We start from the raw sequence: 20,979 nt of genomic DNA, 5'->3' as shown, positions 1-20,979 counted from the left end.
GTTAATTCCAGCCTCCTTGTGATTTCTGAAGTTGATAGATGCCTAGTGTGCAAAGCGGAGTCAGAACAATCCACAGGAAAAACCAAAATTGCAGAAAAGGCAGCCCGAAAATGACGGGGTCAATGCGGTTCACTAACGGAAGCACGATAAGCTGTGCGAGGAACGGCAGAGAAATAAATAAAATCATAGCAAGTTTTTTCATGATGACTGGCTCCTTTTCGAGGTGTGTTGGTTAGTTAATGTCCCCTATCTTAACAGCCTTAAAGAGTCAGAACAAGAGGAATATATGAAATTTTTAAACAATTTAGCATGTAAGGGGTTTCATTTTCAAAACATGAAAAAACACCCGCGTTGAACGGATGTTTTTGTCTAGACAGTTTGAAATAACGATTGAATTGAAAAGGGTTCGATTCTAAGCAAACCGTCTTGTTCTTCAATTTTGTAAGTTCTTTCGTTTGAAGTGACATACAAAAATGACTGCAAGTTGACGCTATCATTTGAAAACCTATAGTCATAAAAGGAGTTAAGCTTGCCGTCGTTCACCTTTAATACAGATATTATGTCCTCAGGAAGAAGGTTTTCTAATGATTCATCAAGCTCATTTTGCTGCAGAAGCTGGTCAATGATCTTTTCAAAATGCTGATCCTCAATTAAAACGGGTTCGCCTTGTTGGGGAAGAGGGCTCATGGACAGCAGACTGCTGAGCTGGGTATCATCTTTTTGAGTGAAAAGCTCGTACACCCGGTTGTTGTATCGGGAGCGCTGAACGGTGAGATTTGCTGCGAAAAATATGGATGTTGTGACAAGTTCATTCCCGGCAGCTGTCTGGCATCGAATAACACGGGGTACGCTTGTGAGGCTCATCAAAAATTCTTTGAATGCCGGCTGAACAATTTCCTGATTATTTTCGATAGTTAACAATCCTTTGGAAAAAAGTCCGTTCATGGCACTGTCCATCCGGTACTGCAACTCTTCGTTTGAGATATCGCCGAATACGTCATCCTTGATAGAATAAGCAGCGGCTTCTCCGCCGATGAGGATTAATGACAGGATATATTCTTCTGCTGATAGAGAATAGGACATTGAGGGTGCTCCTTTCAAATTAAGGCAATAGGGTCATTATAAAAATTAATGCAACGATGTAGACGATTAGCAGCATTCTTGAGATGAACCAGTTATATGTCTCATAAATCAAATTTGCAGTTATGAAGGTCAATCCTATGAAGAATATATACATGATACCCGTTACAATATCGGAACCACTACTTATCCAATTAGCGAATCCTTCTCCAGCACTGCGGCTGATTAGGAACAAAAATGCGTACAACAAGTTAGTTACGATACAAATGTTGAGAATGGTTAAACCTGTATTAATAATTTCCATTGAAGTACTTCCTTTAAATTTTCATGAGAGGCTTTAATACTTATTTGCTGGCGGCAGCATCAAATAAATACGAAAAACCAATCATTGGAATCAGCATGAATAAAGCATACACAACTAGCAAAATCCTAGCATTAAACCAATTAAACTTACCAAAAAGCTTATTTGCAATGTAATAGGTTAAGCCTAAAAATGGAGCAACCAGCAGTTCTAAAAAATCTATATCCCGAATGATCCATTGATAAAGACCTTTACCTGCAGAATAGCTGATTAGGTATAGAAAACTAAACAGTATATTTGTTACTGAAAAAACGACTCCAAAACCAACAATCATAGCTAGAATTCCCATTAAATATTACATCCTTTACTCTGAGTTAGACGGATATGCTATAGCCAGCCGAAAACTTTATCCTTTACATCATCAAGCTTTTCTTTTGCACTATCTATCGCTTTACCTGCTTTTTCTTTTACATTATGAACGGCTTTTCCTACAGATGCACCAGCATCACTCATCCATTTGCTTGTGTATTTAGAGCCCCATTCACCCACACTTGCACCGATTGCACCACCAATAACAGCACCCGCTGCAGCTCCAAATGGTGCAAATGGACCTGAAAGTGCTCCCCCGATAGCGGCACCAACATACGTACCTACGGCTGCACCAGTAGCACTTCCAACAGCCTTATTAACTTCTTCACCGATTATCCTGCCCCGGGCCTCATATAGATCTTTTCCTTTTTTATTGCCAACTTCGTCCCATCGAGAATAAACATTATATATCCCGGTACCCGTGCTTATTACAGCCGCACCCGCACCCGCTCCTTTACCCGCAAGTTTGGCAAACTTACCCTTTTCAATTAGCATGGCTCGATCAGTATGTTTAAAAACTTTCTGTTTAACAGTTTCATGTACTGGCCGGTTACCGGTTGCCATTTTCAATGCTTTAGCTTCAGCTTTTTGTAACTTTGTACGAGTATCAACATATCGTGCTTGTTTCACATTGCTGTCCTTTGATTTTAACAGCTTTTCAATTTTGGCATTCTGTTTAGATTTTTTGTCTAAAGTCCGTATAAGGTTTCTGATGTTCTCTGGACCACTTTTCCCCTTAAGAAAATTCAATACCTTTTTATTGTACTTAAATGTGTAATGGTTCTTTTTCTTAGTAAATTCAATTCTAAGGAGCCCTGTTGATTGTGCAAGTCCTATTATAACAAGAGGAGGGATAGAATCTTTTGTACCCTTCCATAAATAATCAACCAGAGATTGCAGTTCTTCCTCTTCCTTCAAATCCTTTTCTAGATCCAGGTTCTTAGTATTTTCATAGGAAGTCAGAATCTCAACAGCATTTTTTGAAACATCCCCTGGGTTGCCAAGGTTTCCGCTGTTAGATCCTCCAACACCGCCAATAGAGCTGTTAGACAGCTTTTCTAAGAGTGAGCCGCTTTTATAATTGCTTACAGTAAGGTCGCGATTTTGGAACATGGATGAGATTTGTGTAACATACGAATTCATGTTGTGGACATGGTTAGATACCGAAACCAATTCATTCGTTTGCTGACTATCAAATTCATGTAATATCTGGACAGTTAAGTCTTTATCTTTCTTGGCAGTGCTCACTTCCTGAACGACAGTCCAATCATCAAGCTCAGGCAGCGAGACAATATCCTGAACGCTGGAAAGCACAGCATTCGTTTCGTTCGTTAAGTTTTCTGTTACTCTTTTAATCTTTTGAAGTCCGTCTTCCACCTCATTAAGCAAAAAACTTTCCTTAATGAACCCATTGCGAGCTGGTTCGAAGCCTTGAAGTGAACTGACGATACCGTTGAGAGCCATAATGTAATCGGCAGTCATAATCTGATAGTAGGAGAGAAATGGCAGGTGGCATTCCTGATAAAACGATTTTATCGCGTCTCCTCCATTTCCTTTTAATGATTCCCCGAGTTCTGTAAGTCCTCTGACTGCTTCTTCAATCTGCTGCATCTTTTCACTTTGAACAGCCAGCTTGTTAAGTATGTTGTCAATCCCGCTTATTAAAGATGACGCATCGAGTGTTTTCATCGATTTTATCCCCGCCTGTCTTGTTAAAATGTTCCAATATATCCCTGAAGTCCATTCCCTTAATTTTTACTCAATAAACTTCTTTTACCATATAACTACGGCAAAGGTCGACACGCAGATTCAATGAAATAATAAACGGTATTTTTTTACTATGTGACCATAAACGTTATGTAGATATAAAGTCTTATGAGCTGCTCTAAGGTTAATGTCCATTCCACGCAAACATATCCTTGAAAGTGTCCATTTGGAGTACCTTACCCCAAAAAACGTAATTGACCATTGTGGTCAATTGGGAGTATGATGTTATTGACCAACGTGGTCAATCGAGGGTATGTAAGGAGTTTTGTTATGTTTTCTAAGTTTCTTAGTTTGGATGAGGCTAAACAGAAACGTATTTTGAATGCAGCAATTAAGATGTATGTGCAGAAGGGGTATGATCTTGCTTCTACGAATGAAATTGTGAAGGAGGCGGGTATATCGAAGGGTCTTCTTTTTCATTACTTTCAGAACAAGAAAATGCTTTATCTTTTTGTGTTCGATCATTGCATGGAACTGGTGATGAATGATTTTTATAAAAAAGTAGATATGCAGATTCCAGACTTTTTTGAGCGTCTGCGTGAAATTACACGTGTGAAGATGGAATTGCTGAATATGTATCCCAATATCTTTCGTTTTTTTGAGAAAGCGTATTTAGAGGATGCATCTGATGTTAGAGCTGAATTTCAGGAGAAGCTGAAAAAGTTTAGTGAAAGCAGTTCTGATCAGCTTTTTGCCAATCTAGATATATCTAAGTTTAAGGATGGACTAGATATTCAAAAGGCGATTAAGAGTGTCATTTGGACGTTCGAGGGGTTTAGTGCAGAAGTGCTGGCAAAGGCAAAAGCTATGCAGCTCGATAAGCCAGATTACAATGAAGCATTTCGTGAAGCAGATGATTACATCGAGATGTTCAGAGGCAGCTTTTATAAATAAAAAGGGGACGTGAGCGTAATGAACGTGATCGAGATTAAAAACCTTACGAAAACGTATGGCAGCAGCCGGGGAATTGAGGATGTGAGCTTTTCAGTCGAAGAAGGTGAGATTTTCGGTTTTATCGGTCCGAATGGCGCTGGGAAATCGACAACACTCCGCACTATGCTTTCTATTATTTATCCAACGAGCGGAAGTGTGACGATCTTTGGCAAGGATTCGGTCAAAGACGCTCCGGAAATTAAGAAGGAGATTGGTTATCTGCCATCAGAGGTTTTTTATTACGACAACATGCGTGTGAAGGATCTTCTGAAGTATTCAGCGAGTTTTTATAAAAAAGACTGCCGCAAGCGAATTGCAGAGATGGCTGAGATCATGGACCTTGATTTAAATAAAAAAATTGATGATCTTTCTTATGGAAACCGAAAAAAAGTCGGGATTGTTCAAGGGCTGCTTCATGAACCGAAGCTGATTATTTTGGATGAACCGACGGGCGGGCTTGATCCGTTAATGCAGCAAAAGTTCTTTGAATTGCTGAAGGAGGAAAATCGGAAAGGTGCGACAATCCTGTTTTCTTCGCACATTTTAAGCGAGGTTCAGAAGATGTGTGACCGTGTGGCGATCATTAAAGAAGGGCGCATCATTGCAGTCGAGAAGATCAGCACGTTAAAAGAAAATAACCATAAGAAGATTCGGATTGAAACAAAGATTCCCGTCGATGCTGCGATTTTTGAATTTACGGGTGTGACGAATGTTGAACAGGATGAGAATACAATAAGCTTTTTATACAGCGGTGATATTAACGTTATTATGCAAAAGCTGGCCGGTATCGAGTTAGCAAACCTATGGGTGGAAGAGCCGGATCTTGAGGAGATTTTCATGCACTATTACGAGAAGGAGGAGTGACAGCGATGAATATGTTTATTCATGAGCTGAAGTCGGCACGGAAGTCCATTTTAATCTGGAGTTTGGCACTCGTGGGGATTACGGTTCTGTTTTTGTCTATATTTCCTTCTATTTCAAGAGATGCAGATGAATTTAAAAGGCTGATTGAAGGCTATCCAGAAGGCGTGCTTAAGGCTGTTGGTCTGCAGATTAATACGATCACATCATTCCTAGGATTCTATTCATATATGTTTTTGTATGTGATGCTATGCGGTGCTATTCAGGCTATGAACCTTGGAGCAGGCATTGTGGCGAAGGAAACAAGCGGGAAGACAGCTGAGTTTCTTCTCACAAAGCCTGTGACACGTCTTGAGATTCTTGCTGCTAAATGGCGTGCTGTTCTTGTTTCGCTTGTTATTACAAACATCGTGTTTGTTGCAGCCGCCTCGTTTATGGCGAATTTCGTGGCAGTAGAAGGAGTGGATGTAACCGTCTTTCTGCTAATCTCAGCTTCAAATTTCATCATTCAGCTCGTGTTTGCAGCATTGGGAATTTTCCTGGCTGTTGTTCTAAAGCGGATTCGTTCGGTACTCACGCTGTCGCTTAGCACGATCATGGTGTTTTTCGTCTTATCGGTTTTTGGCTCAATTGTTGGTGAGGAAGGGATACGCTACGTAACACCATTTAAGTATTTTGATTACGCCTATATTGCGGAGCATTCGGCATATGAAGCACGGTTTCTCGTACTTGGGCTGGTACTGGTAGTGATGATGCTTTCGGCAAGTTTCTGGCTGTTTTCGAAAAAAGATATTCACTCGATATAAGAGAGGGTGACGATGATGAACATGATATTGCGGGAATTGAAGGCTTCGCGCCGTTCGCTTATTTTCTGGATGGCCGGGATATTGGCGATGGTTGCTGGCGGGATGAGCAAATACGGCAGCATACAAGATTCGGGTCAGTCGATGAACGATATGATGGCGGCCATGCCAAAATCATTGCAAGCCCTTTTTGGCATCGGGTCAGTCGATCTTTCGACGGTTCTCGGCTATTATGTCGTCGTATTCGCGTATGTTTTGCTGATGGCAGCCATTCATGCGGGTCTGCTTGGCGCAAATGTTATTGCAAAAGAAGAGCGAGATAAAACAGCAGAATTTTTGATGTCAAAGCCAGTTTCGAGGATGCAGGTTTTAAAATCAAAGCTTGCCGCGGCGTTGTTTATGATTGTTATTTTTAACAGTACAGTGCTTGTTGTTTCTGTCTTGATGGTTCAGCATTATGGCGGAGGAAATGAGGACGCGGGAAGGCTCGCAATCTTAATGATGCTACTGTATTTGGTGCAAGTTCTATTCTTAAGTGCTGGTGCGGCGATTGCAGCTGTGAGCAAGAAGCCGAAACAGGCAGTATCACTGTCAGCCGGAGTGATACTCATAACATATCTGCTGTCGATCGTAATTGAATTGAGCGAGAATCTTGAGGTGCTGAGGTTTGCCACACCTTTCAAATATTTTGAGGCAAAAGAGGTATTGTTTGACATTGGAGGAGACTGGATGTTCATTGCACTTTCCGTTGTGTTATCAGGTGTTCTGCTGATTGTTGCATTTACCGTTTACCAGAAGCGGGATTTGAATGTTTAAAAACCGATTGGGGGTACGGTACTCATTAGAATAAGGACTTGCTGTGAGCGGAATATTTCTATGTGGTACCGTACCCCTTCCCTTACGTGAACACCTGCTTTTCGGAGCAGGTGTTTTTACTTAAGTACATAATAGATACATATTGACTCTGTGGTGCACCACACGGTTTATGATAAAGCTGTAACGGAGGAGAAGAGAAATGTATAAAGTCGGCGAGTTTTCAAAAATGACAGGTTTAAGTAAAGAGGCGCTGCGCTATTACAGCGATATCAAGCTTCTCGAGCCGGTCTATATTAATCCCGACAACAACTACCGATACTATGATAACGGCTCTTATATAGTAGCGATGCTGCTTGTACAGCTGCGGCGGTTTGACTTTACGATTCAGGAAATGAAGTCCGTTATTGAAGACGAATCTTTCGCTAACCTTGAGAACATTTTGCGTGAGAAGAAAAGAAAGATTGAAGAGGAAATACAGGAATTAAGCAGCAAGGTCGATGACATAGATGAATTTTTAAGAATAGGAAATGAGGGGGATTAGACATGATTACTTGGCGGAGTGAAAGAGAGATAGCGGTAAATATCGAAGAAGTGTGGGAGCTATTTAATGATGATCAGATTCAGCGAATCATGCCAAATGTGGTGGAGCATGTGCTGCTGGAAAAGAAACCTGGCATGGTGGGATCTAATTATAAGCAAAGCTATAAAGAGGGCAAGAGGGTTGAGACTTATGTTGTGACCGTCTTAGAATTTGAAGAAACGGAAACGAGAAAGCATCAAAAATGGAGCTTTGTTTTGGGAAAAGCGTTTGAGATTGAGTTTTCATTTACATTGACTAAATTGGATGAGGGCAGAACGCGCTTCTTGTATGAAGGGCAGAACAAAGGGATTAACTTTCTCGGCCGAGTGCTGATGAAGCTCGGTGAAAAGAGCAATAACAAAGTCGTTCAGGATTTTATGGATACGGTGGAGAGGGAAGCTTTAAAACAAAATATTCGAACGTGATTGAAGGTGAATAACAGGCAGATCCTCGTGCAGGAATCTGCTTGTTTTCATTTTGTCTGTCCTTTCCGTGTGTAATATTGGAGGAGAATGTCCATTTCGGGTACCGTACCCCATGCCGGGAAAATCTACCACCATCATTTTGCAGCTTAGGAGCTGTTTTGTGCAGGTCGGTTGTGAGGTGATTTACGGCCTCATTGCCCTGTCATATACTAAATTCAAAGAGAAGCGGCCGCTTTGATTGGAGGTGCTGAATGAAGATTACGATTTTAGAAGACGACGAACAAAATGAGCTTGAAATTATTGTGAAATGCAAAGTGATGAGTGATGACGTAATGAAAGTGCTGTCGTCATTGCGGTCAATAGAACGAAAAGTGTTAGGCACATTGGATGGGAAAGTACATGTGCTTCCGGCAGAGGATATCTATTATTTTGAATCAGTAGATAAGAAGAACTTCGCTTATACAAGGAAAGAAGTATATGAAATACCTCTTCGGCTTTATCAGATTGAAACGATGTTTGGCAAGGGTCCATTTTTCCGGGCTACTAAAGCTACCATTATTAACTTGGATAAAATCAGCACGATTTTGCCGCGGATTGGCGGCAGGCTTGAGGTAACGCTCGAAAACGGTGAACAGATGATGGTCTCAAGGCAGTATGTTTCTGATGTGAAAAACAAATTAGGTTTTTAGGAGGATTGAGAGGCATGTGGAACAAACTAATGGAGTCCACTCTAGTGTTTAAGACGATGGCAGGACTGTTTTTCTCAGCCGGCATCATCATTTATGTCGTGTTTGGCTTTATGCTAGGAGCAAGAGCGATTTCTTTTGAAATGATCGTGCAGATTTTCTTTTTAAGCATCTTCGTAACCATTATGAACTATGTATTATGGAGCGAGGACAGCGCGTTTAAAATGAACGCTGCCGGCAAGGTTTTTGTACAATATTTAGTATTAGGAACTGTGCTGCTTGGCATGTCGCAGTTGTTTCACTGGTTTGAATTAGGTACAGATCAATTTTATAAAATGCTGATCTTGTTTCACATGATTTATGCAGGCGGCATTTTCGGCTTTGCGATATATTTCAGAGTGTTAGGGATGAAGTTTAATAAAAAGATGCTGCATTATAGGGAGCAGAAGCAGAATTAGCTGTGAGTTTGTATGCGGGTGCCAGTGCGCCTGCTCTTTTTTTTGTTTTGAGTTTGTCGAAATTTGTAAAATGGCACAAATCTTGAAAAAGTGGGACAAAAAAATTCTAAAACGGCACATAAGCTAAAAATATGGCACATAACGCCTAAAAAAACTTCCATAAACCAGAAAAGGGATAACCAGCTAAGCTGGATATCCCTTTTCTATAAGAATTTGTCCGTTTCAGGTGGAAAATTGCTTGAAAGTGTCCATTTGGGGTACCGTACCCCATATGAGTCCCAAGCTTACTTCTTAAAAACCCCAAAAGGCTTCCCAATCGGCAGCAAAACACGGCCGAAGTGGGTGTTGAGGACGATCGCAGCTGAACCGTAGAAGGACAGCAGTGAGATCATAAGCTCGGCAACAGCTGCGAGCATGTGTGTCTGCTCGTGCATCACATCAAACGAACTTAACGAAAGACCGATAAAGAGAAAATCGATGCAGACGAAAATGCTGAACAATACTTTATGTGTTTCCATCGCACCAACGGTCATGAAGAGGCTGAAGATCAGGTAGCCGACAAATGCGACACCTAGCTGATGTGAATCCACGTCTCCTGCGAGTGCTTCACCGAATGCACCTAATTGGATGAGCCATGACATGCCGACGCCGAACCAGAAGAGGCCGAACGCGCCAAATGCGGTTGTTCCAAAGATATTGTTGTGCTTAGCGTCTTGAACAGCTGCGAAAAGCTGAGCGATTCCGCCTAAGAAAAAGGCCCACGGCAGGATGAAGGCTGTGCCGTCTGTGAGGCCGAGTTTTTGTGAAGATGCGACAAGCGTAACCATTGCGAGACCGAATAGGCCAAGGGCGGATGGATCGGCTGTTGTAATTTTAATTTGTGTAGAATTCTGATTATCCATTGTTTCCTCCTATTAAAAACATACTTTCCTACAGTACAGAAGAAAAGAAACGGTGTCAATAAGGGGTTGTTTTCCAGCAAAATGAGCTTTTGCCGAAACAGCTTCTAGCCTTTATAATAAGAAGATAACTTATACAATTCGGAAAAGGACTGGCGCGCCAGTCCTCTCTTAATTTTTAAAAGGAGGAATCTCCAACCATGCTAGAACAGGCTAGAAAGCTGCTGCAGCAGTATTATGGCTATTCGGCGTTCCGGAACGGGCAGGAACAGGCGATTCAGTCGGTGCTTTCAGGCAATGACACGCTTACCGTCATGCCGACGGGCGGAGGGAAATCGATCTGCTATCAGATTCCTGCACTCGTTTTTGAAGGAACGACAATCGTCATTTCGCCGCTCATCTCTCTTATGAAGGATCAGGTGGATGCGCTGCTTCAGGTCGGCATCCCCGCGGCATACATCAACTCTTCGATTACGGCCGCAGAATCGCGTGAACGGATACAAAAAGCAAAGCAAGGCGAGTACAAGCTGCTGTACATCGCACCTGAGCGGCTTGAATCATACGATTTTATGGAACATTTAAAAGAACTGGACATTCCGCTTCTTGCGGTAGATGAAGCGCACTGTATCTCGCAATGGGGCCACGATTTCCGGCCGAGCTACCAGCGCATCCAGCGGATGGTGCAGGTGCTGCCGCAAAAGCCGATCGTGATTGCCCTGACGGCAACGGCAACACCGCGCGTACGTTATGACATTTGCGAGTCGCTGAATATCGACGAAAACAACACAGTCCTTACAGGATTTGAGCGCGAAAACTTGTCATTCTCCGTTATCCGCGGGCAGGACAGGCTCCGTTATTTAAAGGATTTTTTGAAAAAGAACGAAAAAGAAGCAGGAATTATTTATGCGGCAACGCGAAAAAACGTTGATCAGCTGTACGAACACCTGCAAAAAAGCGGGATTGCCGTGTCACGGTATCATGCGGGTATGAGCGATGTGGAGCGGATGGAGCAGCAAGAGGAGTTTCTTCAGGACCGGACGGCGGTCATGGTTGCGACATCTGCATTCGGAATGGGAATCGATAAATCGAACATCCGCTATGTTATCCATTATCAGCTGACGAAAAATATGGAGAGCTATTATCAGGAAGCGGGGCGTGCCGGGCGTGACGGACTGCCGAGTGAATGTATCCTGCTATACTCGTCTCAGGACGTGCAGGTGCAGCGTTTCCTGATCGACCAGTCGAGCGAGCAGCACCGCATGTCCTCTGAGCTCGAGAAGCTGCAGCAGATGGTTGATTATTGCCATACGGAAAGCTGTCTGCAGAGCAAGATTGTTCATTATTTCAGTGAGGCAGAATCGCCGCCGTGCGGGCGCTGCGGCAACTGTACGGATTCCCGTGAAACGATGGACGTGACGCGCGAGGCGCAGATCGTACTGTCGTGTATCGTCCGCATGGGTCAGAAGCGCTTCGGGAAGACAATCATTGCACAGGTGCTGACTGCATCGCGTAATAAAAAAGTATTCGAGCTTGGATTTGAACGCCTGCCTACATACGGCATGCTGAAGGATCAGAGTGCGAAGGATGTGACCGATCTGATTGAGTTCCTTATCTCGCAGGAACTGATCGCGGTCGATCACGGTACGTTCCCGACACTTTATGTTAAAGAAAAAGGGCGAGAGGTGCTGGTTGGAAAAGAAACAGTCTATCGCAAAGAAGCTGTCAGAACGAAGCAGGTTTCTGTGGATGATCCGCTGTTTGAAGAGCTTCGTCTTGTGCGGAAGCAAATTGCTGAGCAGGAAGGCGTGCCGCCATTCGTTATTTTTGCTGATACCGCGTTAAAAGACATGTGCGCCAAGCAGCCGCGCAGCAGTGAGCAGTTCCTGACTGTAACTGGAGTCGGACAGAACAAGCTCGATCGGTACGGCGAAAAGTTCATGTCTGCGATCGAGGACTTTTTGATCGAGAATCCTGATTACAAAGCAGAAGTGAGCACAGAAACAGCGCCAGTGCGCACGCCGAAAAAGCCGACAGCCAACTCTCACCTCGAGACTTACAAGCTGTATAAGGACGAAATGGACCTTGAAGAAATCGCTGAAAATAGGAAACTTACAATAACGACGGTCGAGAATCATCTGATCCAGTGCATGCAGGACGGGAGGGACATCGACATGGAGGACGTGATTCCTGAAGAGTACATCAGGGATCTCGAGCGAGCTGTCCAGGAGGCTGGCGGGGACAAGCTGAAGCCAATCAAGGAGCTTGTACCGGATGAAGTGAGTTATTTTATGATTAAAGTTTTCTTGGCCCAAAAAGATAAAAGCCGAGTTTGATGAGATTTACGCATATGCCTTTCCGGTCGTGGAAAGGCTTTTATTATTAAAATACAAATGAGAAGAATAGAGGCAATTATGAAAAAGACAGCGCGTTTAAAAGTAAAGCAAGCTTATGTGAAGAGCTTGAAAGCAGGGTATCCGCTTATTTCGGAGGATGCCGTCCTTAATCTGCATGAAATAAAAGAAGAGGGGACGATTGTCGAGCTTTTTGACGAGAAAAACACGTTTCTTGGCAAAGGCTACTACGGCAAGCAAAATAAGGGGCGCGGCTGGATATTGACGCGTGACCCGCAGGAAGTGATTGATGATAGCTTCTTCAATCAAAAGATGAAAACGGCGGTTGCCCACCGAGAAGCGCTTTTCAAAGATTATGAAACGACGGCTTTCCGCGTATTTAACGGTGAGGGAGACGGAATCGGCGGTGTGACGATTGATCATTATAACAATTATTATGTGATCACGTGGTACAGCGAGGGTGTTTACGCGTTCAAGAATGACATCATTACGGCGCTGAAAAATAATGTTGAAAAAGTAAAAGGGATTTATGAGAAAAAGCGTTTTGCCGGAAAAGGGACGTATATCGAGGGCGATGATTTTGTGGAAGGCGAAAAAGCGCCTGAACCGCTGCTCGTAAGGGAAAATGGCATTCACTTCGCAGTATATTTGAACGACGGCGCGATGGTTGGCGTGTTCCTGGATCAGCGTGACGTGCGCAAGACCATCCGCGATAAATATGCGAAAGGCAAGACTGTGCTCAACACGTTTTCGTATACGGGTGCGTTTTCTGTAGCTGCTGCACTCGGCGGTGCGGTAAAAACGACGAGTGTTGACCTCGCTAACCGTAGCCGCGTAAAAACGCAGGAGCAGTTCAGTGTGAACGGCATTGACTACAGCGAGCACGACATTATTGTTGAGGATGTGTTCAACTACTTTAAGTACGCAGTCCGCAAGCAGCTTTCGTTTGATATGGTCATCCTTGATCCTCCAAGCTTTGCGCGTTCCAAGAAACACACATTTTCAGCAGAAAAAGACTACACTGGACTGCTTGAACAGGCGATTGCCATCACAGAGAAAAACGGTGTGATCGTGGCATCTTCCAACTGCGCCACATTCGGCATGACAAAGTTTAAAGATTTTATCGACAAAGCCTTCAAGCAAACAGGCGGTAAATATAAAATTTTAGAAGAGTTCAAACTCCCAACTGATTTCAAATACCACCGTGAGTTTAAAGAAGGTAACTATTTGAAAGTGGTTTTTATACAAAAGGGATAATGATAAAACGGCAGGTGCCTGACACCTGCCGTTTTTTTTATATGGCCTCTGCTTTAATCACAAACCGATCCTGCCGGACATCGAAATACCCATTAGACTGAATCTGCGTATGGATTTCATATAGCTTCTCCAAGCTTTTTTCAACGCTGAAATCTTCCAGCTGCCATGGGATCGCTTTTAAATAATAGATTAGTGCTCCGATATCGTAAAAACGCTGAGCAGGATACGATTCATTGCTGTATGTAATCTTAAATCCGTTCTGGAGCAGCTCTTCTGCTGCAAAGTGCAAATTCCAGTGCGCAAACTCATCATTTGCCGGAACGCCGAGCGCCTCATTGATCTGAATGCAGTCAGTCCCGCCTACCTGTTGCGTTAAAAAGATACTGCCGTCCTTAATAATTCGCCGCACTTCTTTTGGAGAGTAAGATTCGTGCCGGTTAATGATGACATCAAACTGGTTATCGTCAAATGGGAGAGTGGTATCGTCCTCAACCTGTGCTACTTTGACTCCAAGCGGTTCAAGCCGTTTAGCCGCGATTGGTACGTTTGGAGGATAGGCTTCTGTCGCCCATGCAACTTCAGGAAAAGGCCGCAATTTTGATAAAAACTCGCCTCCGCCGGTTCCCATATCGAGAAAAGCATCGCAATTTTGAACAAGGGTAGCCGCCATACTCCCATATGACCAAGGCAGCAGCTCAGACTGCATGCGCCCCGTATCTGTAATATAAGAAAAATCCCACCCGCTAAAGTGGTGCTCTGCACTTTTTATATAAGCTGTAAATAACTTATCGTCCTTCATTAATAAAGCCCCCTTCAGCTAAAGAATTCTGCATTTATTTAAAACGTCCTGTCACAAAGAAGCGGATCCCGTGAAATAAACCCAAAATAATAACGATGGGGTACGGTACGTTGCCGTTTGTCAGCAGATTAATAAAATACACGGTTATCAATGCGGCGATAAAAGACAGAATGTACGCAATCCAAGCCTTGCGGATGGCGGTATAAAGAAGAAACATAACCACGACAAAACACAGTAATAAGATACTGATAACTCCCCATTCTTTCATCGGAAAAAACGGCCAAGTTATCAGGCAAATGACAATCCAAACGATCATGTATTCTTTGAATGGTTTTTTCATTCATTTCACCTCATATACTGCTACCCGCAATATTTTACAGACAAACGGCTCATTAGGTATGCTAGTACTAGAATGACAGGGAAGTGTGGGGAGAAAAATGATGGAGAGCAGTGAGGGACGCATTCTCGTGATGACCTCTGTGGAAGCGGAACGGGATGCGGTTTTGCGCGGTATTGATTTTAATAAAAGAGTGGACGTCGTGCTGGCCGGTGTCGGACCGGTCTCAGCAGCTATTGAAACGACTAAAGCGCTGCAAAAGGAAGAGTACAGCCTCGTAATATGCGCCGGTATTGCAGGAGGGTTCACGGATAAAGCAGATGTTGGTTCGGTCGTTGTGGCCTCAGAAATCGTTTCAGCGGATTTAGGTGCAGAGTCACCGGACGGATTCATTCCGCTGGATGACCTCGGATTCGGATCATCCACAAGAATAGCAGTGGAAGAACACCTTGCGGGCGCTTTGACCTCTGCGCTCGAAGCAACAGGAATAATAACTAACCGGGGTACGGTACTCACATTATCCACAGTTACCGGAACGGCTGAAACGACGGCGGATCTTCAGGCGCGAGAGCCTGATGCAGTGGCGGAAGCGATGGAAGGATACGGCGTCGCGTCTGCGGCACGCAGCTATAACGTGCCTGTGCTTGAGCTTCGGGCAATCTCAAACGCCATCGGACCACGCGTCAGATCGGCATGGCGCATTAAAGATGCGCTGGCCGCACTCGAATCAGCAAGCAAAGTCATAACGGAGGTTTTTTAAATGAACAAAAAGCTAAGCATCGCCTTTTCACCATGTCCGAACGACACGTTTGTCTTTCACGCGCTCACACATGGGCTTGTTTCTGGAGCGCCTGAATTTGACGTCACGTATGCAGATATCAATATCACGAACGAGCTTGCTGCTGAAGCGGACGAGCTTGATATCCTTAAAATTTCATATGCCGCATTGCCGTATGTGCGGGACGACTATGCGCTCATCCTGTGCGGCGGAGCTCTCGGGCGCGGCTGCGGTCCGCTCGTTTTGGTGAATGATCCAGAAAAGGCGGATCCAGCGACACTGTCAGGTGCAAAGGTCGCTGTACCGAGCGAACGCTCGACAGCCTATCTTTTATTCCGGTTATGGGCGGCACAGAACGTACCAGGCGGAGTAGGCGAGATTGTCGTTATGCCGTTTAATGAGATCATGCCTGCAGTGAAGGATGGCCGGATCGATGCAGGACTCGTCATTCATGAAGCGCGCTTCACGTACCAAAACTTCGGGCTGACTATGCTCGCTGATATGGGCGAATGGTGGGAGAGCGATACGGGACTGCCGATTCCGCTTGGTGCAATTATCGCTAAAAAGACGCTCGATCTTGATGCTGTAACAGGCTGGATCCGCCAATCCGTTGAATACGCGTGGGCGAACCCTGGAGCATCCCGTGATTACGTGATGCAGCACGCGGACGAGCTGTCCGAGGAAGTGGCCCAGTCTCATATTGACTTGTATGTGAACGAATTTACCCGTGATCTTGGAGAAAAAGGGTTCGAAGCGATCACGTCTTTGCTGAACCGTGCCGCAGAGGAAGGTATTGTTCCGGAAAAGGATTATACAAAACTATTAAAAACAAGGTAAAAAAAGATGAAGAATATGACAGCTTTCCCACATAAGCGCCTTCATGCCATTGGAGAAACTAAAAACAAAACGGTTCTCATGTATCATGGATGGGGTTCGACAATAGAAACTCAAATGCTTCTGGCAGAAAGGTTAGCACAGGCTGGTTTTGATGTGATTTTACCGGAAATTATTTATCATGATACGAGAAGCCCGCTGGACGATCACTTTGAAAAAGCAATCATGCAAACGTACTTTTGGAAAACGATTTTTGAAAGCATCGATGAAATGAATGAGCTGCTTTCGGTATTGAATCTATCAAAAGAGGATACCATCCTGTATGGCAGTTCAATGGGCGGCTTTATTGCGAGCGGTATCTTTTTCAAACAAAGCGGCTTTGCTGGCATCGTGAATGTTAACGGCTCAAGTTCTTTCGTAACTTCTGAAACGATCTTTAGAGATAGAGACGGCCGTCATCCATTAAGTGATGACGAGCTTGCGCTATTTAAAAGCTATGACCCGAAATATTGCAGCAGAGATGAAGTGGCACCGGTGCTGTTTCTTCATGGACTTGAAGATGGGGTTGTTCCCATTGCCGGTCAAGAAGATTTTTACTCGCATTCCCCTAGAAAAGACAGCGTTCTGTTTTTGAAATATGAAGGAATTAATCATTCTATTTCAGAGGATATGGCAAAAGATATTTTAGATTGGTTTAAAACGAATTTTTAAGCAAGAAAGGGCAGCCCGCATGAGGGCTACCCTTTTAAGGCTGATTCCAAAATAGCAAAGATGCAGCGGGTATAATGACAGAGAAAAACAGAACAACTAGGTTGCCGACCAAACCTATCGTTCTCATTGCGCCTTTGCTGCTTAAAATGGATGTAATCAATCCGGCAACAGGCAATATGACAGCCACAGCAATCGTAACTGAACCAGGAAATAAATCGTCTAAGTTGCCGAACATCACAGCAGCATAAAACAAAGCGGAGATTAAGAAAAAAATAATTGAAGCTAGACCATATTTCTTCACAGCACTTACCTCACGTATACTTTTTTAGTTGTTTTCAATTCCGAAAACTCGCTCTTCAGCATCGAGTAAATCTCTAAATCTACAATTCCTTTGCCGACCCAGAGTGTCGCCTGGCGAAGCGTGCCTTCACAGATGAATCCGTTTTTCACTAGAACATGCTTGGATGCAGTGTTCTCAGGCATCACTTCTGCCTGAATTCTGTTAAACTCACCTTTTTCGAACAAAAATTCCACAAGCAGTCGAACAGCTTCCGTTGCGATCCCTTTTCCCCAATAAGACTCGGCAAGAAAATAACCGATCGTCACCATCTCTACCTTTTTGCTGAAATCAAACGCTTCAATAATACCGGCAAGGCGGCCCTCAACAAAAATGCCCCACTTAATCCTCGTCTGCTTATGAAAATCACGGTCAAAATAGCCGATCATGTTCTGTACAACAGCTTTGTTGGATTTAGGAAGTATGCCGCAATACGCAAAAACTCGTTCGTTGCTGTAGATGGCAAAAACATCATCCAAATCGCCGGCTTCAATTCTTTTAAGTTCTAGGTACTCAGAAGACAATACTGGAAACTCCGCAAACAACATTTGGATATTCATCACATAGCCTGCCTTTAGTTTTTATGGACGATAACCCAACATCCCCAACAGAATCGACAGCCATAGAAACAGCAGCCCAACAGGAATGATGCTGAGAACGATCCAAAATTTTTGCGTTTTCGTTTTACAATGTTTCAGCCACAAGTAATACGAATAAATAAGCAGCACCATAAACGGAATGGTGAAAAATCCGTAATAGGCGTCAACGTAATCGGAATTTTTATCCCAATAAACCTCGATTGGTCCTTTATAATGATATTTATCTTCAATTTCCTGTCTGCCGGTGTTAAAGAAATACGTTAAAACTGCGTAATACACGCCTGCACCAGTCTTTATCCACCATTTAATATGAGGGTTAAAAAGTATGATGGAACAAACGATAGCGAATATAAGAGCAATCATTCAGAGTTCGCCTCCTAAACAAATTTTACCATTTATTTCTATACAGCTGTCAAAAAAACTTGCATAAAATTTACCAACCGTGATACATTGATAACAGGTACCTTTTAATTCTAGGTAGGTGAAGTTTACATTGTTTAATCGTGAATTGTTGAAAGGAAGCACGTCACTTGTTGTGCTGCAGCTGCTGGCGGAGCGGGATATGTACGGCTATGAGCTGGTGAAGGAGCTTGAAAAGCGGAGTGACCAGCACTTGCAGGTGAAAGAAGGCACGCTTTATCCGGCGCTTCACAAGCTGGAAAAGCAGGAGTACATCGAGTGCTATTGGCAGGAGCAGGAGAAAGGCCCTGCGCGCAAGTATTACCGAATTACGGATGAAGGCGTGCAGATGCTGAAAGAGAAAACAGAAGAATGGCAGCAGTTCGTCCAGGTCATCAACAAAGTGATGGGGAGTCCGGAGCATGATCCATCTTAATGTGAAGGCTTCATATTTACAGAAGCTCGAAAAAGAACTAAAGAAACATCCGCAAAAACGCGATATTCTGCAGGATTACGATTCCCATTTAAGCGAACTCGTCCAGGAAAAGATAGAAGAGATAAAAACCACGGACGAATGGGAGCGGATTTTCGCTGAGCGTATCGGCCATCCGAAAGAAGTGGCGATGCTTTGGCAAGAGGAACTGTCAGTAACGCCAAGTAAGACGTTTTATCTTTTTCTGCTGCTGAACGCTGCCTTCTTTGTGGGAGGAAGCATTCTGACATTCGTGCACTTTCAAAGCCAATATGCATGGGTACGGCACACGTGGGCTGCACTGACATCTATACCGCTGCTGATTATGGCCATCTACCTTGGCTTCTGGGCGCTGCTCGGCTACGAGATTGGCAAGAGCTTCGGTGCTAGAGGAAGATCCCTCATGAAAAAGACGTTCGCCATCTCGGTTATTCCGAATTTCGGGCTCATGTTGCTTGTGCTGTTCCGCGTCGTTCCGCATGAATGGTTTGATCCTCTGCTTACTGAGACGTTTATCACGCTATGCGTCGGTGCGTTTTTCTTGATGTATCCCGTATGCTATGCCGGCTACAAGTGGGGAAAGAAGAAGTCAGTCTAAATTTTTTTTGCATAACTATATAGAATTACTATGTATATAGAATAACGATATAAAAAGGAGAGAGTAAAATGAATGCATCATGGAAAAGAACAGATATCGTATTTATGATTTTATGCACATTGCTTGGAGTTCTTGCAGAGCAGTCTTTTTTTCACAGTAAGATCGGTATTTCCTATTTTGTATTTGTAACCGCGCTATATTGGACGTTTTTCTGGCGCTTTAAAGGATTTGATTTCACGAATAGGCGGTTCGGCTTTTTCGTTCTTCTATCGATATGGCTGCTGTCATCGACCTTTTTCCTTTACTCCAATATGTTCTTTTACGGCTTTAACCAGCTCGTCATACCGGTACTTGTTATTTTCCATATGAGTTTGATTACCGGCAATCAATTAATACCATGGCACAAATTTTCGTTTATCTTTTACACATTGACCAGATTCTTCAGTACGTTTCCATACGTGCTGACGGTATTAAAATCCTTGAAAAGCAAATTAAAGCCCAAAACAAGCAATAAAACAACACAAGCGCTTATTAAAGTTACGATTGGTTTGCTGCTGTCTGTACCGCTGCTGTTTGTGGTCATCCTCCTTCTCTCTTCAGCAGACGAAAAATTTAAAATGCTAGTCGGAAACCTTCCAGATCTGCTTATTCAGGTTAACCCTTTTGAAGGAATCTTCCGTACATTAGCAGTCTTAATCATCTCAGCTGTACTGTTTGGGTATCTTCAAGTATTGAAAACCCACAGAGACATCGTTGTGGAAGGGAAATTTCGTCCGGGCGCATTCAGCTGGGATCCTATCATTGTCTGCACCCTTTTATTAATGGTGAACGCGGTGTACGTACTCTTTGCTTCGCTGCAGTTTCAATACTTTTTCAGCGGAACATTGCAGGAGAGCTACACGTTTGCCGAGTATGCACGACGGGGATTCTTCGAGCTGCTGGCGGTAACGCTTATCAACCTGTCTCTTCTGAATGGTGTTATCACGTTCACTCATCTTATAAACCGAGCTTTGAAGGCAGCGGTAAAGCTGCTTCTCACATTGCTCATTATCGTCAGCGGAATTATGCTCGTATCAGCTTTTGTCCGGTTGTCTCTTTATGAGAGCGCGTACGGGTTTACATTTGACCGCGTGCTTCCGCATTCCTTTATGCTGCTGCTCGCAGTAATCTTTATTTTCACCCTGATAAAAGTGTGGGTGGAAAGGCTGTCACTCGTGCGGTTTTATGTCATCTCAGCGCTCGTTTACTACACTGCGCTTAACATGGTGAACGTCGATCAGTTTATCGTGAATCAGAACATGCAAAGGTATGAGGAAACAGGCAAGATTGATCTTAATCACCTTACATCCCTTTCCTATGCTGGATTGGATGGTTTGATGGACTTGTATGAAAAAGAACCTTCCAATCAAAAGGTAAAACAGATTTTGCTTGATCAGAAAATCATGATGAAGAAGCAAGAGTCGTGGCAGTCGTTCAACCTGCTCGAACGCAAAGTCAGTGAACGGCTGGAGAATCTGAGTCTGTATTAA

At 43.6% G+C, this 20,979-nt stretch carries 26 protein-coding genes; 16 read left to right on the top strand and 10 right to left on the bottom strand.

Annotated elements, in window-relative coordinates; genetic code table 11:
• Position 1: 1 nt before the first annotated feature.
• The 4 genes from CGZ90_RS16775 to CGZ90_RS16755 form a co-directional block, all read right to left on the bottom strand.
• Positions 2–202: a DUF3311 domain-containing protein gene (locus CGZ90_RS16775; RefSeq protein WP_379675191.1), complete on the bottom strand. Its 201-nt coding sequence runs from the start codon at positions 200–202 to the stop codon at positions 2–4.
• A gap of 167 nt (positions 203–369) precedes the next feature.
• A complete protein-coding gene (locus tag CGZ90_RS16770; RefSeq protein WP_094253675.1) occupies positions 370–1,083 on the bottom strand; it encodes a hypothetical protein in 714 nt (237 codons plus the stop codon).
• A gap of 341 nt (positions 1,084–1,424) precedes the next feature.
• Positions 1,425–1,730, bottom strand: a complete 306-nt coding sequence (locus CGZ90_RS16760; RefSeq protein ID WP_094253673.1) for a hypothetical protein — start codon at positions 1,728–1,730, stop codon at positions 1,425–1,427.
• 38 nt (positions 1,731–1,768) lie between these two features.
• Complete coding sequence (locus CGZ90_RS16755; RefSeq protein WP_094253672.1) at positions 1,769–3,439, bottom strand: LXG domain-containing protein; 1,671 nt, start codon at positions 3,437–3,439, stop codon at positions 1,769–1,771.
• Between the two features lie 348 nt (positions 3,440–3,787).
• Between CGZ90_RS16755 and CGZ90_RS16750 the strand changes: the two genes are divergently transcribed.
• The 8 genes from CGZ90_RS16750 to CGZ90_RS16715 all read left to right on the top strand — a co-directional run bounded on the left by CGZ90_RS16750 (position 3,788) and on the right by CGZ90_RS16715 (position 9,079).
• Entirely contained in the window at positions 3,788–4,411 is a 624-nt protein-coding gene (locus tag CGZ90_RS16750; protein WP_094253671.1) for a TetR/AcrR family transcriptional regulator, read from the top strand.
• A gap of 18 nt (positions 4,412–4,429) precedes the next feature.
• On the top strand, positions 4,430–5,314 hold the full coding sequence (locus CGZ90_RS16745; protein ID WP_094253670.1) for an ABC transporter ATP-binding protein: 885 nt from the start codon (positions 4,430–4,432) through the stop codon (positions 5,312–5,314).
• Between the two features lie 5 nt (positions 5,315–5,319).
• Positions 5,320–6,117 (top strand): ABC transporter permease subunit, encoded by a 798-nt coding sequence (locus CGZ90_RS16740; RefSeq protein WP_094253669.1) that lies wholly within the window; start codon positions 5,320–5,322, stop codon positions 6,115–6,117.
• Between the two features lie 12 nt (positions 6,118–6,129).
• A complete protein-coding gene (locus CGZ90_RS16735) occupies positions 6,130–6,930 on the top strand; it encodes an ABC transporter permease subunit (RefSeq protein ID WP_240515463.1) in 801 nt (266 codons plus the stop codon).
• 199 nt (positions 6,931–7,129) lie between these two features.
• The gene (locus tag CGZ90_RS16730) at positions 7,130–7,471 is read left to right on the top strand and encodes a MerR family DNA-binding transcriptional regulator (protein ID WP_094253668.1); all 342 of its coding nucleotides are present in this window, start codon (positions 7,130–7,132) and stop codon (positions 7,469–7,471) included.
• Between the two features lie 2 nt (positions 7,472–7,473).
• Positions 7,474–7,935 carry an SRPBCC family protein gene (locus CGZ90_RS16725; protein WP_094253667.1) on the top strand — a complete coding sequence of 154 codons (462 nt, stop codon included), beginning with the start codon at positions 7,474–7,476 and terminating at the stop codon, positions 7,933–7,935.
• Positions 7,936–8,186: 251 nt separating this feature from the next.
• Positions 8,187–8,624 (top strand): LytTR family DNA-binding domain-containing protein, encoded by a 438-nt coding sequence (locus tag CGZ90_RS16720; RefSeq protein ID WP_094253666.1) that lies wholly within the window; start codon positions 8,187–8,189, stop codon positions 8,622–8,624.
• Between the two features lie 14 nt (positions 8,625–8,638).
• Entirely contained in the window at positions 8,639–9,079 is a 441-nt protein-coding gene (locus tag CGZ90_RS16715; protein WP_094253665.1) for a hypothetical protein, read from the top strand.
• 284 nt (positions 9,080–9,363) lie between these two features.
• Here CGZ90_RS16715 and CGZ90_RS16710 read toward each other — a convergent pair whose 3' ends face one another.
• Positions 9,364–9,981 carry an acetate uptake transporter gene (locus CGZ90_RS16710; protein WP_094253664.1) on the bottom strand — a complete coding sequence of 206 codons (618 nt, stop codon included), beginning with the start codon at positions 9,979–9,981 and terminating at the stop codon, positions 9,364–9,366.
• A gap of 197 nt (positions 9,982–10,178) precedes the next feature.
• Here CGZ90_RS16710 and recQ point away from each other — a divergent pair, with 197 nt between their 5' ends.
• Positions 10,179–12,311, top strand: coding sequence for a DNA helicase RecQ (gene recQ, locus CGZ90_RS16705; RefSeq protein WP_094253663.1), 2,133 nt, complete (start codon positions 10,179–10,181; stop codon positions 12,309–12,311).
• Positions 12,312–12,389: 78 nt separating this feature from the next.
• The gene (locus tag CGZ90_RS16700; protein ID WP_094253662.1) at positions 12,390–13,586 is read left to right on the top strand and encodes a class I SAM-dependent rRNA methyltransferase; all 1,197 of its coding nucleotides are present in this window, start codon (positions 12,390–12,392) and stop codon (positions 13,584–13,586) included.
• Between the two features lie 37 nt (positions 13,587–13,623).
• On the opposite strand, the gene CGZ90_RS16695 is transcribed toward CGZ90_RS16700, so the two are convergent.
• Complete coding sequence (locus CGZ90_RS16695) at positions 13,624–14,385, bottom strand: class I SAM-dependent methyltransferase (RefSeq protein ID WP_094253661.1); 762 nt, start codon at positions 14,383–14,385, stop codon at positions 13,624–13,626.
• Positions 14,386–14,419: 34 nt separating this feature from the next.
• A complete protein-coding gene (locus CGZ90_RS16690; protein WP_094253660.1) occupies positions 14,420–14,725 on the bottom strand; it encodes a hypothetical protein in 306 nt (101 codons plus the stop codon).
• Positions 14,726–14,822: 97 nt separating this feature from the next.
• Here CGZ90_RS16690 and CGZ90_RS16685 point away from each other — a divergent pair, with 97 nt between their 5' ends.
• Genes CGZ90_RS16685 through CGZ90_RS16675 form a run of 3 tightly spaced genes read left to right on the top strand, consistent with a single transcriptional unit; the run spans position 14,823 to position 17,045 of the window.
• Positions 14,823–15,482, top strand: coding sequence for a futalosine hydrolase (locus CGZ90_RS16685; protein WP_094253659.1), 660 nt, complete (start codon positions 14,823–14,825; stop codon positions 15,480–15,482).
• Positions 15,483–16,337, top strand: coding sequence for a 1,4-dihydroxy-6-naphtoate synthase (locus CGZ90_RS16680; RefSeq protein WP_094253658.1), 855 nt, complete (start codon positions 15,483–15,485; stop codon positions 16,335–16,337).
• Between the two features lie 15 nt (positions 16,338–16,352).
• Positions 16,353–17,045 carry an alpha/beta hydrolase family protein gene (locus tag CGZ90_RS16675; RefSeq protein ID WP_165766893.1) on the top strand — a complete coding sequence of 231 codons (693 nt, stop codon included), beginning with the start codon at positions 16,353–16,355 and terminating at the stop codon, positions 17,043–17,045.
• 34 nt (positions 17,046–17,079) lie between these two features.
• Here CGZ90_RS16675 and CGZ90_RS20515 read toward each other — a convergent pair whose 3' ends face one another.
• From CGZ90_RS20515 to CGZ90_RS16665, 3 genes are read right to left on the bottom strand one after another with little or no spacing between them, the layout of a single operon-like run.
• Complete coding sequence (locus CGZ90_RS20515) at positions 17,080–17,346, bottom strand: hypothetical protein (RefSeq protein ID WP_133063607.1); 267 nt, start codon at positions 17,344–17,346, stop codon at positions 17,080–17,082.
• 5 nt (positions 17,347–17,351) lie between these two features.
• Positions 17,352–17,942 (bottom strand): GNAT family N-acetyltransferase, encoded by a 591-nt coding sequence (locus CGZ90_RS16670; RefSeq protein ID WP_094253656.1) that lies wholly within the window; start codon positions 17,940–17,942, stop codon positions 17,352–17,354.
• Between the two features lie 21 nt (positions 17,943–17,963).
• Positions 17,964–18,344 (bottom strand): hypothetical protein, encoded by a 381-nt coding sequence (locus CGZ90_RS16665; RefSeq protein WP_094253655.1) that lies wholly within the window; start codon positions 18,342–18,344, stop codon positions 17,964–17,966.
• A gap of 130 nt (positions 18,345–18,474) precedes the next feature.
• Here CGZ90_RS16665 and CGZ90_RS16660 point away from each other — a divergent pair, with 130 nt between their 5' ends.
• From CGZ90_RS16660 to CGZ90_RS16650, 3 genes are all read left to right on the top strand, one after another.
• Positions 18,475–18,816 (top strand): PadR family transcriptional regulator, encoded by a 342-nt coding sequence (locus CGZ90_RS16660; protein ID WP_094253654.1) that lies wholly within the window; start codon positions 18,475–18,477, stop codon positions 18,814–18,816.
• On the top strand, positions 18,803–19,450 hold the full coding sequence (locus CGZ90_RS16655; protein WP_094253653.1) for an HAAS signaling domain-containing protein: 648 nt from the start codon (positions 18,803–18,805) through the stop codon (positions 19,448–19,450). The genes CGZ90_RS16660 and CGZ90_RS16655 overlap by 14 nt, the downstream gene beginning before the upstream one ends.
• Positions 19,451–19,518: 68 nt before the next feature.
• Entirely contained in the window at positions 19,519–20,979 is a 1,461-nt protein-coding gene (locus CGZ90_RS16650) for a DUF4153 domain-containing protein (protein ID WP_094253652.1), read from the top strand.

This window comes from Fictibacillus aquaticus, assembly GCF_002245695.1.
GTDB lineage: Bacteria > Bacillota > Bacilli > Bacillales > Fictibacillaceae > Fictibacillus > Fictibacillus aquaticus.
This window is presented reverse-complemented; position numbering and strand designations above follow the sequence as displayed.

Excerpts from the sequence above, each read along its gene's own strand:
- CGZ90_RS16755 (WP_094253672.1), bottom strand. The coding sequence starts at position 3,439 with ATGAAAACACTCGATGCGTCATCTTTAATAAGCGGGATTGACAACATA.
- CGZ90_RS16670 (WP_094253656.1), bottom strand. The coding sequence starts at position 17,942 with ATGAATATCCAAATGTTGTTTGCGGAGTTTCCAGTATTGTCTTCTGAG.
- CGZ90_RS16760 (WP_094253673.1), bottom strand. The coding sequence starts at position 1,730 with ATGGGAATTCTAGCTATGATTGTTGGTTTTGGAGTCGTTTTTTCAGTA.
- CGZ90_RS16740 (WP_094253669.1), top strand. The coding sequence starts at position 5,320 with ATGAATATGTTTATTCATGAGCTGAAGTCGGCACGGAAGTCCATTTTA.
- CGZ90_RS16680 (WP_094253658.1), top strand. The coding sequence starts at position 15,483 with ATGAACAAAAAGCTAAGCATCGCCTTTTCACCATGTCCGAACGACACG.
- CGZ90_RS16750 (WP_094253671.1), top strand. The coding sequence starts at position 3,788 with ATGTTTTCTAAGTTTCTTAGTTTGGATGAGGCTAAACAGAAACGTATT.
- CGZ90_RS16730 (WP_094253668.1), top strand. The coding sequence starts at position 7,130 with ATGTATAAAGTCGGCGAGTTTTCAAAAATGACAGGTTTAAGTAAAGAG.
- CGZ90_RS16735 (WP_240515463.1), top strand. The coding sequence starts at position 6,130 with ATGATGAACATGATATTGCGGGAATTGAAGGCTTCGCGCCGTTCGCTT.
- CGZ90_RS16715 (WP_094253665.1), top strand. The coding sequence starts at position 8,639 with ATGTGGAACAAACTAATGGAGTCCACTCTAGTGTTTAAGACGATGGCA.
- CGZ90_RS16745 (WP_094253670.1), top strand. The coding sequence starts at position 4,430 with ATGAACGTGATCGAGATTAAAAACCTTACGAAAACGTATGGCAGCAGC.
- CGZ90_RS16720 (WP_094253666.1), top strand. The coding sequence starts at position 8,187 with ATGAAGATTACGATTTTAGAAGACGACGAACAAAATGAGCTTGAAATT.
- CGZ90_RS16700 (WP_094253662.1), top strand. The coding sequence starts at position 12,390 with ATGAAAAAGACAGCGCGTTTAAAAGTAAAGCAAGCTTATGTGAAGAGC.
- CGZ90_RS16775 (WP_379675191.1), bottom strand. The coding sequence starts at position 202 with ATGAAAAAACTTGCTATGATTTTATTTATTTCTCTGCCGTTCCTCGCA.
- CGZ90_RS16675 (WP_165766893.1), top strand. The coding sequence starts at position 16,353 with ATGACAGCTTTCCCACATAAGCGCCTTCATGCCATTGGAGAAACTAAA.
- CGZ90_RS16695 (WP_094253661.1), bottom strand. The coding sequence starts at position 14,385 with ATGAAGGACGATAAGTTATTTACAGCTTATATAAAAAGTGCAGAGCAC.
- CGZ90_RS16725 (WP_094253667.1), top strand. The coding sequence starts at position 7,474 with ATGATTACTTGGCGGAGTGAAAGAGAGATAGCGGTAAATATCGAAGAA.
- CGZ90_RS16655 (WP_094253653.1), top strand. The coding sequence starts at position 18,803 with ATGATCCATCTTAATGTGAAGGCTTCATATTTACAGAAGCTCGAAAAA.
- CGZ90_RS16665 (WP_094253655.1), bottom strand. The coding sequence starts at position 18,344 with ATGATTGCTCTTATATTCGCTATCGTTTGTTCCATCATACTTTTTAAC.
- CGZ90_RS16650 (WP_094253652.1), top strand. The coding sequence starts at position 19,519 with ATGAATGCATCATGGAAAAGAACAGATATCGTATTTATGATTTTATGC.
- recQ (WP_094253663.1), top strand. The coding sequence starts at position 10,179 with ATGCTAGAACAGGCTAGAAAGCTGCTGCAGCAGTATTATGGCTATTCG.
- CGZ90_RS16710 (WP_094253664.1), bottom strand. The coding sequence starts at position 9,981 with ATGGATAATCAGAATTCTACACAAATTAAAATTACAACAGCCGATCCA.
- CGZ90_RS16685 (WP_094253659.1), top strand. The coding sequence starts at position 14,823 with ATGATGGAGAGCAGTGAGGGACGCATTCTCGTGATGACCTCTGTGGAA.
- CGZ90_RS16690 (WP_094253660.1), bottom strand. The coding sequence starts at position 14,725 with ATGAAAAAACCATTCAAAGAATACATGATCGTTTGGATTGTCATTTGC.
- CGZ90_RS16770 (WP_094253675.1), bottom strand. The coding sequence starts at position 1,083 with ATGTCCTATTCTCTATCAGCAGAAGAATATATCCTGTCATTAATCCTC.